The sequence below is a fragment of the Kitasatospora sp. NPDC056138 genome, assembly GCF_042264695.1.
In the GTDB taxonomy this organism is placed as follows: domain Bacteria; phylum Actinomycetota; class Actinomycetes; order Streptomycetales; family Streptomycetaceae; genus Kitasatospora.
In genome coordinates, this window is sequence record NZ_JBHJVK010000027.1 from 91413 (window position 1) to 102955 (window position 11543).

At 71.4% G+C, this 11543-nt stretch carries 10 protein-coding genes; 4 read left to right on the forward strand and 6 right to left on the reverse strand.

What is annotated here, in order from left to right; genetic code table 11:
• Positions 1-805 precede the first annotated feature (805 nt).
• Together ACFC1R_RS18800 and ACFC1R_RS18805 are read right to left on the reverse strand one after the other, a co-directional pair.
• Entirely contained in the window at positions 806-1219 is a 414-nt protein-coding gene (locus ACFC1R_RS18800; RefSeq protein ID WP_375939875.1) for a DNA-binding protein, read from the reverse strand.
• Positions 1201-1485 (reverse strand): hypothetical protein, encoded by a 285-nt coding sequence (locus ACFC1R_RS18805; RefSeq protein ID WP_375939877.1) that lies wholly within the window; start codon positions 1483-1485, stop codon positions 1201-1203. The genes ACFC1R_RS18800 and ACFC1R_RS18805 overlap by 19 nt, the downstream gene beginning before the upstream one ends.
• 416 nt (positions 1486-1901) lie before the next feature.
• Between ACFC1R_RS18805 and ACFC1R_RS18810 the strand changes: the two genes are divergently transcribed.
• Together ACFC1R_RS18810 and ACFC1R_RS18815 are read left to right on the forward strand one after the other, a co-directional pair.
• Positions 1902-2672 (forward strand): SDR family oxidoreductase, encoded by a 771-nt coding sequence (locus ACFC1R_RS18810; RefSeq protein ID WP_375939879.1) that lies wholly within the window; start codon positions 1902-1904, stop codon positions 2670-2672.
• 25 nt (positions 2673-2697) lie between these two features.
• Positions 2698-5592 carry a BTAD domain-containing putative transcriptional regulator gene (locus ACFC1R_RS18815; protein WP_375939881.1) on the forward strand — a complete coding sequence of 965 codons (2895 nt, stop codon included), beginning with the start codon at positions 2698-2700 and terminating at the stop codon, positions 5590-5592.
• 608 nt (positions 5593-6200) lie between these two features.
• Here ACFC1R_RS18815 and ACFC1R_RS18820 read toward each other — a convergent pair.
• The 3 genes from ACFC1R_RS18820 to ACFC1R_RS18830 form a co-directional block, all read right to left on the reverse strand.
• Positions 6201-6845, reverse strand: a complete 645-nt coding sequence (locus ACFC1R_RS18820; protein ID WP_375939883.1) for a hypothetical protein — start codon at positions 6843-6845, stop codon at positions 6201-6203.
• The gene (locus ACFC1R_RS18825; RefSeq protein WP_375939885.1) at positions 6842-7429 is read right to left on the reverse strand and encodes an RNA polymerase sigma factor; all 588 of its coding nucleotides are present in this window, start codon (positions 7427-7429) and stop codon (positions 6842-6844) included. The genes ACFC1R_RS18820 and ACFC1R_RS18825 overlap by 4 nt, the downstream gene beginning before the upstream one ends.
• Before the next feature lie 437 nt (positions 7430-7866).
• Positions 7867-8781 (reverse strand): LysR family transcriptional regulator ArgP, encoded by a 915-nt coding sequence (locus ACFC1R_RS18830; RefSeq protein ID WP_375939887.1) that lies wholly within the window; start codon positions 8779-8781, stop codon positions 7867-7869.
• Between the two features lie 67 nt (positions 8782-8848).
• Here ACFC1R_RS18830 and ACFC1R_RS18835 point away from each other — a divergent pair, with 67 nt between their 5' ends.
• Complete coding sequence (locus tag ACFC1R_RS18835) at positions 8849-9460, forward strand: LysE/ArgO family amino acid transporter (RefSeq protein WP_375939889.1); 612 nt, start codon at positions 8849-8851, stop codon at positions 9458-9460.
• Between the two features lie 126 nt (positions 9461-9586).
• On the opposite strand, the gene ACFC1R_RS18840 is transcribed toward ACFC1R_RS18835, so the two are convergent.
• A complete protein-coding gene (locus tag ACFC1R_RS18840; RefSeq protein WP_375939891.1) occupies positions 9587-10306 on the reverse strand; it encodes a TetR/AcrR family transcriptional regulator in 720 nt (239 codons plus the stop codon).
• A gap of 108 nt (positions 10307-10414) precedes the next feature.
• Here ACFC1R_RS18840 and ACFC1R_RS18845 point away from each other — a divergent pair, with 108 nt between their 5' ends.
• Positions 10415-11494, forward strand: a complete 1080-nt coding sequence (locus ACFC1R_RS18845) for an alpha/beta fold hydrolase (protein WP_375939893.1) — start codon at positions 10415-10417, stop codon at positions 11492-11494.
• Positions 11495-11543 lie beyond the last annotated feature (49 nt).

The window sequence follows — 11543 nt, forward strand, 5'->3', positions numbered from 1 at the left end:
GGCAACTCGCCAGGATCCTCCGGATCGTCAACAGGCCGCTGTCCCCAGAGCAGGCCACCGATCTTCTTGCCGACGTCGTGCAGCGTCACTCGCACTGCGTCGGCGCCTCCAACTCGCTGCCGGTCATCAGTGCCTCCAGCTGCCTGGAGGCCCGGCGGCGTCATGGGCGGCTCCTGAACGGGCAGAACTCGGCACGCTCTGGTTGCAGTTTTGGTTGCATTCACCCCGTCCAGTGCCGTTCAGAGCCTGGCCGATGTGCCGCTCCGCCGCTGGTCAGGACCCCTACGGACATCCCCGGACAGTCGGACGAACAGTTGGAAAGCGTGTTGTGGGCAACCCCTCACGAGTTCGAATCTCGTATCCTCCGCCGGCAGATGGCCTGCCGCCTCAGGCTCACATGAGCCAGCAGCCACAGGGCTCGGCCCAGTTGGGGATGCGCTGGTGAGACCATACTTCGCGTCCGTGATCGCAGAGCCCGGCGAAGCTCACGCCAGGCGCGCACCACATCAGCGGCCCTCTCCAAAAGCGCGCGCACTCGCCCCAGCAGGAGACCCAGGAATGCAATGGCCCAGAGAGCCATGGCACTCCAGTTAGCAATAAGTCTCCACCTGGCTGGCCTCAGCAGGGACTGACACTGCTTCCACGTCAACATCCTCCGGCCTTGCACAGCCGAAGTCTGTACCACGGATGTCTCATTTGCCCGAACCGAAGTTCGAAGACCTACCCGTCGTGATTCACCGACAGCTCGACCAGCACCCCCAGCCCGCACTCACGAAGTCGGCCAGAGGGCCCAAGGTCGATGTAGTCAGACAGCCACGAGCCGCGCGCGATCACCGCAGAGTTTGGCCATGTCGTCGATGTCCGAGGTCAGCAGGACGACCGGCCGCTGCTGCCGCAGAGCCACCTCAGCCACTGCCGCGTCGATCGCGTACTTGTGGCCGTGGAGACCTGCTGCGATCAGCATCGCAGACGCCGCTCGGGCCTCCTCATCACCCACCTGCACGATCCGCAACCCGGACAGAATCCATCGGAGACGGGCCTGGTCGGTGCGGCTGTGCACGGCTTCGATGATGGTCATGGCGCTGATCACTACCTCCATGCCTCGTTTCCGGGCCTCCGCGACCAGCGCGACGGCGGGCTCGTGGTCGTTGAGCAGCTTGGAGAGACCCTCGGAGTCGAGCACCAAGGTGCCCTCGTGGCTCAGCTTGCGACGGGCCATCCGCCCTCCTCGGCGAACACCTCGTCGAAGACCTGACGAGCCCGATCCTGCTCAGCCGACGAGATCGGCCCTTTCCGCCGCTCATAGTCAGCCAGGTACTCATCCAGGATCTGACCACGCAGCTCCCGCTCGACGGCCGCGGCAATGAACGCCGAGAACTCGCGCTTGCCTACTCGTTGGCGGATCGCGTCGGCCGTACCTTCAGGCAGGGAGAGGCTGACCCTCGTGGCCGGCCCCTCGCCGATGCTGTAAGGGATCTCAGTCATGGACCGAGATTATCAAAGAAGTAGGAATAGCGGGCCCTGATCTCGACGGGCACTTGCCCCGATTGCGGTTCTGGCTGCATTCATCCCCGTTCAGCGCCGTTCGGAGCATGGCGAGCGGGCCGCTCCGCCGCAGGTCAGAACGCCTACGGCCGTCCCCGGACGCCCAGACGAACAGTTGGAAAGCGTGTTGGGGGCAACCCCTCACGAGTTCGGATCTCGTATCCTCCGCCTTCCGCCCGCAAGGGCGACCTGAAAGGCCCCGACCGCTAGAACCCGAGCTGGCGGTCGGGGCCTTCGGCGTTTCAAGGGCCCGGGCAGGCGGTGAGCGCGCGGTGAGCGTGCGGTGAGGCGGCGGCGCCACTGTTGCTCCATCGCCGGACCCGCAGAGGGCCGGCCCAGTGGGCGAGGAGCAGAGCATGGGCACGCTGAACGGCAAGACGGCGCTGGTGACGGGCGGATCGCGCGGGATCGGCCGGGCGGTCGCGCTGCGGCTCGCCGCCGAGGGTGCGCTGGTCGCCGTCCACTACGGCGGCAACGGTGCCGCGGCCGAGGAGACCGTCGCGAAGATCGGGGAGGCGGGCGGACGGGCATTCGCCGTACAGGCCCGGTTCGGCGAGGACGGCGCCGTGGACCGGCTGTTCGAGGGCCTGGTCGCAGGGCTGGCGGGACACGGGCTGGACGTGCTCGTCAACAACGCGGGCATCAGCTCGGGCAATCCGATCGCGCAGGTGACCGTGGAGGAGTTCAATCGGCTGCTCTCCATCAACGTCAGCACGCCGTTCTTCGTCGTCCAGCGCGCGCTGCCGCTGCTCAATGACGGCGGCCGGATCATCAACGTGGGCTCGACGGCCAGCCGGTTCGCCGTCTCCACCCAGATCGGCTACACCGTCAGCAAGGCGGCGTTGGAGTCGATGGCCCCGTCGCTGGCCAACGAGCTCGGCCGGCGCGGCATCACGGTGAACACCGTCGCACCCGGTGCGGTGCGGACCGACATGACCGCCGGCTACACCGCGATCCCCGAGGTGGTCGCCGGTCTCGAAGCGATCACCGCACTGGGGCGGCTCGGTGAGCCCGAGGACGTCGCTGACGTCATCGGCTTCTTGGCGGGTCCGCAGGGCCGGTGGGTGACCGGCCAGACCATCGACGTCTCGGGCGGGACGTTTCTCGGCCCGATCGCCCACGCATGATCGACGCCGGTGGATAATCGCCGGCATGCTGTTCGGAATCCTGGGCGAGACCCGGGTCTGGCACGAGGACGGTGTCGAGGTCCCGCTGGGCGGACCAGCCCGGCGGGCGCTGCTGACCCAACTACTGGTGTGCCCGGGCGAGGTGGTGTCGGCGGACCGGCTGTCCGACGCCATCGATCCGGCCGGGTCGCTGTCGGCGCACGCGCTGCAGTCCCAGGTGTCCAGGCTGCGCAAGGCACTCGGCTCCAAAGCCGCGATCGAACAGGCCGGAGCGGGCTACCGGATCATGGTTGCGCCGGACGACGTGGACGCCTGCCGGTTCGAGAGGCTCGCCGGGGAAGGGCGGGCCGCCCTGCGGGCGGGCGACGCCGAACGGGCGGTCGTACGACTGCGTGAGGCGCTGGGACTGTGGCGGGGGTCGGCACTGGCGAGCCTCACCGAGGCCGAGACCGCCCGGCCCGCCGCCGTACGACTGGAGGAGCAACGGCTCGGGGCGCTCGAAGACCGGATCGAGGGCGACTGCCGAACCGGCGCCCCCCGCTCCGTCGTGCCCGAGCTGCGCGAGCTGGTCGGCCGCCATCCGCTCCGGGAACGACTGGCGGGGCTCCTGATGCGGGCGCTGTCCGCCGAGGGCGCGCAGGCTGCCGCCTTGGCGGTGTTCGAGGAGACCCGCCGGCACCTGGCCGACCAGCTGGGCGCTGATCCGTCCGCCGAACTCGTGGCACTGCACCGGGAATTGCTGGGCGCGGACCCGTCGGCCGCGCCAGCCGCGCCGCCCGCCCAGCTGACGGCGTTCGTCGGCCGCGCCGACGAAGTGGCTGAGGTTGCCGGTCTGCTGCGAGCGGCCCGGCTGGTCACCCTGGTCGGTCCCGGGGGTGTCGGCAAGACCCGGCTGGCCGTCGAGGTCGCGGCTGTCGCGGCCGACGGCGTCCGCTTCGTGGAACTGGCGCCGCTGCACGACGGCGCCGGACTGCCGCAGGCACTGCTGGGTGCGTTCGGCCTGCGTGAGAACGGCCTCACCCTGGGGAACAGCGGGCCGGCGCCGGTCGATCGCCTGGCCGCGGCGCTGTCGGACCAGCGGCTGCTGCTCGTCCTCGACAACTGCGAGCACGTCATCGACGACGTCGCAGCGCTGGCAGCGCGGCTACTGGCCCGCTGCCCGCGGCTGCGAGTCCTGGCAACGAGCCGGGAGCCGCTCGGGATCACCGGCGAGCACCTCTGGCCGGTGCGGCCACTCGACGGCGACTCGGCCGTGCGGCTCTTCACCGACCGAGCCGGCGCCGTGCGACGCGGCTTCACCGCCGATCCCCGGGTGGTCGGTCGGATCTGCGCGGCCGTCGACAACCTGCCGCTGGCCATCGAGCTCGTGGCGGCACGGGTCCGGGCCCTGGACGTCGACGACCTCGCGAAACGGCTGGACGACGTGCTCGAGGTCGCGGCCCGTGGCAGCCGCGCGGCCGCCGAACGGCACCGGACCCTGCGCTCGGTGGTCGCGTGGAGCTGGGCCCTGCTCTCCGACGCCGAGCAGCAGGCCGCACGGCGATTCACGGTCTTCGCCGGTGGCGCGACGGCCGAGTCCGCGCGGCAGGTATGCGGAACCGACGTCGCAGCACTGGAGTCGCTGGTCGACAAATCGCTCCTGGAGTTCGCGGACGGTCGCTACCGGATGCTGGGGACGATCGGCGCCTACGCCGCCGAACAGCTCGACGCGGCGGGCGAGCGCGAGTCGGTGCAGAACGCCCACACCCGGTGGGTCCTGGAGCTGCTGCAGACTGCCGATCCCCATCTGCGGCGGTCCGAACAGCTGGAGTGGATGCCGCTCCTCGAGGTCGAGCACAGCAACTTCTCAGCGGCCCTGCGCCGGGCGGTCGAAGAACCGGAGGTGGCGACGGGACTCCGGCTGCTCGCCTCGGCCTCGACCTACGTGTGGATCCGGGGTGTGTCCGCCTCGGTCGCGCCACAGGCGGCCGCGCTCCTCGAAGCCGTCGAAGCCATGGGTGGTGCACCACCGGCCGACCTCGGCGAGGAGTACGCGGCGTGCGTGCTGCTGGCGGCGGCCGGCGTGGCCGGGCGACCGGTGTGGGAACGGCACCGCGCGACCGCCGGGAAGGCACTGGCGGCCGCCTGGTCGGGCGAGCAGCCGGGCCGCCACCCCGTCAGCCTGCTCCTGTGGATGATGCGGAACGCGGGCGGAGCCGATGCGCAGGACGCGTTCGCCCTCGTCTCCTCCCAGCGCGACTGCTCCGAGCCGTGGGCGCGAGCGGCCGCCCAGTACGTCTCGGGATTCGGCCCCCTCGGGCAGGAGGACACCGCACTGGCCGCCCGAACGTTCCGCACGGCCGCCGAAGGGTTTCGCGCGCTCGGCGACCGCTGGGGCACCGCCCTCGCCCTGGACGCCCTCGCCGGTATCGCGGGCGGGCGCGGCAACCACGCGGAGGCCGTCGCGCTGACCGACGAGGCCCTCACGCACACCGAGCAGCTCGGTGCCCTGGAGGACAGCGCCGACCTGCTGGTCAACCGGGGCGATCACCGCATCGGCCAGGACGCGGCAACGGCCCGTGCCGACTACGACCGGGCCGCCACGCTCGCCCGCCGCATCGGTAGCTCCACCGGTCTGGCGGCGGCCCTGCGGGGGCTCGGTGACATCGCCCTGCTCAACGCGGACCCGGCCGAAGCCGGACGGCTGTACGGGGAGGCCCTGGAACGGATCGACCCGCACTGGGTCAAGAGCCTCGGCACCCGGGTTCGCGCACTCGCGGGCCTCGGCCGGCTCGCCGAGGCCCGCGGCGACACCGCCGAAGCCCGGACCCGCTACCGTGAGGCCGCCGAGGCGGCGCTCAGGATGGGCCCCGCCGCACCAGCCGTGCTTCGCCTGCTGGGTCTCCCGGAGACCGTCGTCGAGGCGGTGAGCCACCGGTAAGCCCGCCCGCGCGGTCCCCTCGTCATGGCGAGCCTCGACGCACCGGTCTTGCGGCCGGGCACGACACCCTCGCCCTGGTCTCCGTCCTGGTCTCGTCCACCACTGTCCAGCCAAGTGCAGCCGTCGCTCGGCGGTTCGCTCCGCTCCAGGTCAGAACGGGTGCGAACCCCGGCGGACGCCGTTCGGAAGAAGCGGACGCCGTTCGGAAGAAGCGGACAGCGTGTTGGGGAGACCCCCTCACGAGTTCGAATCTCGTATCCTCCGCCTCCGCCCGCCTGGGCAAACGTGAGGCCCCGACCGCACTGCGGTCGGGGCCTTCGTCGTTCCTTGGTTGCAGGGTTGGCTGCAGTTGCCGTGGCTCTGCCAGTGCGGATCGGCCGGCATCGCCCCAACGGAGGGCCTGGTCGTGCGGTCCCTGAGCCCCGAGTGTCAATGCCCGTCAACTTCCGCCCAGCGGCTCACTGTCGGGTTGCTCCTGGCCGTAGCGAGCACCCATGTCGATACGTGGTCCGCCCGGCGGCACCTACCGAGGTCAGGCGCCCTCAGGTCGCCCCGCTGTGCGCACCTGCCCGTGCCGTTGACGCCCGTGGAGTCCTCGACCGGCCGGTTCAGCCCTCGCCGACCCCGTTGGTCTGGGAGAGGGGGAAGCAGTTGGGAGTCTGCTTGGTCAGCGAGATCTCCAGGCTCCCCACGGTGCTCGGGTGGAGCGTGCCCTTGGGGGCGACGTCGAGCAGCAGCAGGCTTTCGCCGGGCGGGATGGCGGCGGGGTGCAGGATCGCGATGCGGCCGTTCTTGGGATCCAGCGACATCACCGACTCCAGCCGGCTGCTGTCGGTGGCCACCGGGGTGTGGCAGGAGGCCGAGGGCGTCATGACCAGCGCGGGCACGCCCACCGAGCGCAGGGCGCTCTGCAGCCCGGACCACTCAGCGCCGATCAGCTGGAAGGAGACGGTGCCGTCCTTGTTGGGGGTCACCGTGTAGGAGGCGGTGCTGAGCTGCACCGCAGCCGAGCCGCCCCCGGCCGCCGGGGAGGCGTTGGAGCCGGCCTGCGGCGCGGGGGCCACGCCGGTGGCGCCGGTGTGCGGCATCAGGACGACCGCGGTGGCCGCGGCGGCCAGCCCGAAGCCGGTCGCCACCAGCCTGCGGGTGTGGCGCGGCCGGACCCGGACCGTGGTGCCTGCGGCGGGCAGGTTCGCGGCACGGGCGGCGAGTTCGGCGCCGAGCTGCTGCTGGAAGTGCAGGGGCGTGGTCACGAGGCGGCCTCCAGGAGAGCGTTCACGGACGTGCTGGTGGTGCTGGTCTGCGGGACGATGTCTCGCATCGCCTTGCGGGCCCGGTGCAGCCGCACCCGGGCGGTGGCCGCGCTGATGCCCAGTGCCTTGGCTGCCTCACGGACGGCCAGGCCGTCGACGGCCACCAGATCCAGCACCGCGCGCAGCGGCTCGGACAGGGCGGCGTGCTGAACAGCCAGCCCGCGGGCCTCGCGGGCCGCGTCGATGCGTTCCTCGATCGCGGACACATCCTGATCGTCCAGCATCCGCTGACCGGCGATCCTGGCCACCGCGTTGAGCTCGCGGACACTGCCGCGGAAGTGCGCGGCCAGGACGTTGCGGGAGATGCCGTAGAGCCAGGCGACGGGCGCGCCGCGGCGGGCATCGTAACTGTCGGCCTGCTCCAGCGCCGTCAGGAAGATGTCGGCCGTCAGGTCGGCTGCCAGGTGAACGCTGTCGGTGCGCCGGGTGACAAATCCGAGCACCGTGTCGAACTGCTGCCGGTAGAACACGGCGAACGCCGCCGGGTCACGCGAGGGTGGTGCTATCGGGTGCTCCGCTGACACGGATGACTCCTTGGGACGACGAGCACTGCCTTACCTCCCTACTTGGCTCCAGCGCTCCGAAGCGTTACACGCGGTTCTTCCGACGGCCTGCCACGGCTTGACGCTGACGGCTGCTCCACGGGCCCCCGAGGCCGACGTAGGCCCGTCGGCCACCACGAGGTGCCGTAGCTGGTCGCCTGGTCTCGGTCCTGCTCTCGTTCGCCCCCGTCCGGCCGGGTTCAGCCGCTGCCCAGCGCTTCGCTCCACCGCGGGTCGGAACAGGCGCCAACCCTGGCGTACGGCGTTCGGCAGAACTGGAAAGCGTGTCGGGGGCAACCCCTCACGAGTTCGAATCTCGTATCCTCCGCCGGCCGAAGGCCCCGACCGCCAGAACCCGAGCATCAGCGGTCCGGGCCTTCGTCGTCTCGTGGTTGCAGTTCGGGTTGCGACTGGCGCACCTACCGCAGGGCCCGCTCGGCTTCCGCCGCCACCGCCGTTGCGACAGCTGCCAGCGCGGGCGAGTCGAGGCGCCACTGCTGCCAGTAGAGGGGAACCTCGACCGTGCTGCCCGGGAGGAACTGGACCAGCACGTCGCTGTGCAGCCGGGGCTCGGCCTGGCTACGCGGGACGAGGCCCCAGCCGAGACCGGCAGTCACGGCATCGGCGAAGCCTTCACTGGAGGGGACGTAGTGCCGCCGCCGGAGGCTCGCTCCCCGACCACCGGCCAGTTCACCGACGAAGGCGTCCTGCAGCTCGTCACGGCGGTCGAAGCAGACCACCGGCGCCTCCGGAAGCAGCAGGGCCGGGTCGCCGTCGAGCCAACGGGCGGCGAACTGCGGCGTGGCCACCGGGAGGTAGACCATCGCGCCCAGCCGGCGCACCGAGCAGCCCGCCACCGGATGGGGCGATGAGGTGACCGCCGCCATCACCTCACCGGCGCGCAGCAGCGTGGTCGTGTGCGCCTCGTCCTCCCGCCGCAGGTCGACGTGGACCCGCGCGTCCCGCGCGAGCGAGGCCAGCGCAGGCACGAACCAGGTCGCCAGCGAGTCCGCATTGACCGCGATCGGCAGCCAGGAGGGGCCCGACGGCCCGGCGCCCTCCCCGCCCTCGGGCATCCCCAGCGCGTCACGCGCATCGTCCTCCAAGCGGGCGAGCTGACGGGCGAAGCGCACCACGACCTGGCCCGACTCGGTCGGCCTCACCGGCCGGGAACGCGTCAGCAGTACCCGCCCGGTCCGCTGCTCCAGCGCCTTGATCCGCTGGCTCACCGCCGAGGGCGTCACGTGCAAGGCCGCCGCCGCCGCGTCGAAGGTGCCCTCGTCGACCACCGCGAGCAGAGTCCGGACCAGGTCGTGGGGCAGCTCAGCCTTCATGGCTGCTAATGATACGTAAAAATCTTTAGCTGGCCTTGTGTCGCGCCGGCTGCCTACGGTGGCACTCATGGGAAGCACGCTCACCGCCGCAGTGGCCGGATTCGGGACCGGCCTGTCGCTCATCGTCGCCATCGGGGCGCAGAACGCCTTCGTCCTGCGCCAAGGCGTCCGCCGAGAGGCGGTCCTGCCGGTGGTCGCGATCTGCGCGGCCTCCGACGCGGCACTGATCGCCTGCGGCGTGGGCGGGCTCGGCGCGCTGATCACGGCGTGGCCGGCGGCACTGACGGCGGTGCGCGCGGTCGGCGCGGCCTTCCTCCTCTGCTACGCCGTGATCGCAGCTCGGCGCGCCTTCCGAGCCTCCCGCCTGGAGGGCAGCGGACCAGCCGTCCGCTCCGGCCGGCGCGCGGTACTCAGCTGTCTCGCGATGACCTGGCTCAACCCGCACGTCTACCTCGACACGGTGCTCCTGCTCGGCGCCGTCGCGGCCACCCACGGCACGCTGCGCTGGCAGTTCGCGCTCGGCGCCGCACTGGCCAGCCTGTGCTGGTTCGCCGCCCTGGGCTTCGGCGCCCGCCTGCTCACCGGCTTCTTCCGCCGCGCCTCCTCCTGGCGCGTCCTGGACGCCCTGGTCGCAACGACGATGCTGTTCACCGGCCTGTCCCTGGCCGCAGGGGCCTGACTGGACCTCTGCTGCGCGTCACCACGCCCACGCAGGACCCGCCCGGCTCTGGTCACACCAGTCGGCTGGCCCCAGTTCCGGTCTCGTTCACCCTCGTCCGGGCGGGCTCCCGGGGAGGCGGCCTCCTCAGGAGAGGTCGATGAGGGTCTGCACGCCGTCGAGGATGCGGTCCAGGCCGAACTCCAGGGGGTCGACGGGGTCGGGGGCGAAGGCGCCGGCGGCGATGGCGCGGGTCAGGGCGGGGAAGCGGTCGGCGTGCCGGTCGAGCAGTTCGCCGGTGAGGCGGTTCCACTCCTGGCTGTGCTCCTCGTCGAAGTCGAGCAGCTGCTGGACCCGGGTGCGCACGAAGCCGGCAACGAGAACGAAGACCCGGTGCTGCTGGCCGGCCGTGAGGCCGGTGGGCTCCAGGGCCGCGAGCGCCGCGTCCAGCCAGCCGAGCTGGTTCGGCCCCATGACCTGGCGGCGCATCGAGGTGGCCGCCAGCAGCCAGGGGTGGGCGCGGTGGATGCGCTCGGACTGGCGGGCCCACTCGACGATCCGCGGCCGCCAGCCACTGGCCGCCGCTGACAGGTCGGGCACTTCGGTGAGGACGGACTCGACCATCAACTCGACCAGCTCGGCCTTGCCGGGCACATAGCGGTACAGCGCCATCGCCGACACCCCGAACTCCGCGGCGACCTTGCTCATGGAGACGGCCGCCAGGTCCTCGGCGTCGGCGATGGCCACGGCGGCCTCGGCGATGCGCCGGGGAGTCAGGCTCGGCTTGGGACCCCGGGTCGGCTGTTCCTGCTCCCCCCACAGCAACGCGATGCCCGCGCGCAGGTCACGTGCCTTCTCCTTGGCCATGCGGCCCTCCCTCTCGGCGGCGGTCGGCGGTGACAGTTGACGCCGCCAAAGAACTGTATATACCTTAAACGCAACTGCTGATGTCATAAACAGTTGGGGGAAACCGCCATGCTCGCCACCATCCTCACCGCCTCCGCCGCCGCCCTCGCCGCGCCCGCCGTCGGCCTGCTCGGCTACCGCGGGGCCAAGCGCGCCGTCAACGCCGAGCGGCTGCGCATCAGCACCCCGAACGGCATCGACGAGTCCGGATCCGTCCGCATCGGCGGCATCGACCAGTGGGTCTCCATCCGCGGCGAGGACCTGCGCAACCCGGTGGTCCTGGAGATCCACGGCGGCCCCGGCGCGTCCAACCTGGTCTTCGTCCCCCGCACCCGGGCCTGGGAGCGGCACTTCACCATCGTGCGCTGGGACATGCGCGGCACCGGCAAGACCTTCGGCCACGGCGGCCCGGCCGGACAGGGAGAGTTGAGCCTCGACCGGCTCCACCGCGACGCCCTGGAAATCACCGAGCACGTCCGCGCCCGGCTCGGCGTCGAAAAGCTCCTGCTGGTCGCCAACTCCATCGGCACCGCCCTGGGCCTGCGCCTGGCCCGAAGCCACCCCGAGCTGTTCTCGGCCTACGTCGGCACCGACCAGATCGTCATCGCCGGCGGGCACGAGCGCTCCGCCCACGACGCCCTGGTGGCCCGGCTCCACCGGGCGGGCAAGCAGAAGGAGCTGGCCGCCGTCACCGCGATGGGCGCCGACAGGTCGCAGTGGACCGTCGAGCAGTTCTCGGAGTTCAACAAGCTCGTCCTCACCACCGACCCACTGTCCTACGACACCATGAAGACCGTGGTGATCCGCTCCCTGTGGTTCTCGCCGCTGCACACCCTGCGCGGCCTGCGCTCCTACCTGAAGGCCATGACTTTCTCCGAGCCGCTCGCCCTCGAGGCCTTCGCCATCGACGAGTGGGCCGAGGGCACCGCGTTCGACCTCCCGTTCTTCGTCTTCCAGGGCGACGGCGACGTCCTCAACCCGCCCGCTCCGGCCAAGCGGCTGTTCGACGACGTGACCGCCCCGGTCAAGGACTTCGCACTCATCCGGAACACCAGCCACTTCGCGTCCTTCCGGCACCCCGACCAGTTCCTCGACCTGATGCTCACCAAGGTCCGCCCGGCGATCACCGGTGTACCGGTCGCCGGCTGACGTGCCGCGCGCCGCGCTCGTACGCGGGCCTCGGCAGCCAGGACCGTGC

Coding starts and splice junctions, on each gene's coding strand:
- ACFC1R_RS18800 (WP_375939875.1), bottom strand. CDS start 1,219: ATGGCCCGTCGCAAGCTGAGCCACGAGGGCACCTTGGTGCTCGACTCC.
- ACFC1R_RS18805 (WP_375939877.1), bottom strand. CDS start 1,485: ATGACTGAGATCCCTTACAGCATCGGCGAGGGGCCGGCCACGAGGGTC.
- ACFC1R_RS18810 (WP_375939879.1), top strand. CDS start 1,902: ATGGGCACGCTGAACGGCAAGACGGCGCTGGTGACGGGCGGATCGCGC.
- ACFC1R_RS18815 (WP_375939881.1), top strand. CDS start 2,698: ATGCTGTTCGGAATCCTGGGCGAGACCCGGGTCTGGCACGAGGACGGT.
- ACFC1R_RS18830 (WP_375939887.1), bottom strand. CDS start 8,781: ATGAAGGCTGAGCTGCCCCACGACCTGGTCCGGACTCTGCTCGCGGTG.
- ACFC1R_RS18835 (WP_375939889.1), top strand. CDS start 8,849: ATGGGAAGCACGCTCACCGCCGCAGTGGCCGGATTCGGGACCGGCCTG.
- ACFC1R_RS18840 (WP_375939891.1), bottom strand. CDS start 10,306: ATGGCCAAGGAGAAGGCACGTGACCTGCGCGCGGGCATCGCGTTGCTG.
- ACFC1R_RS18845 (WP_375939893.1), top strand. CDS start 10,415: ATGCTCGCCACCATCCTCACCGCCTCCGCCGCCGCCCTCGCCGCGCCC.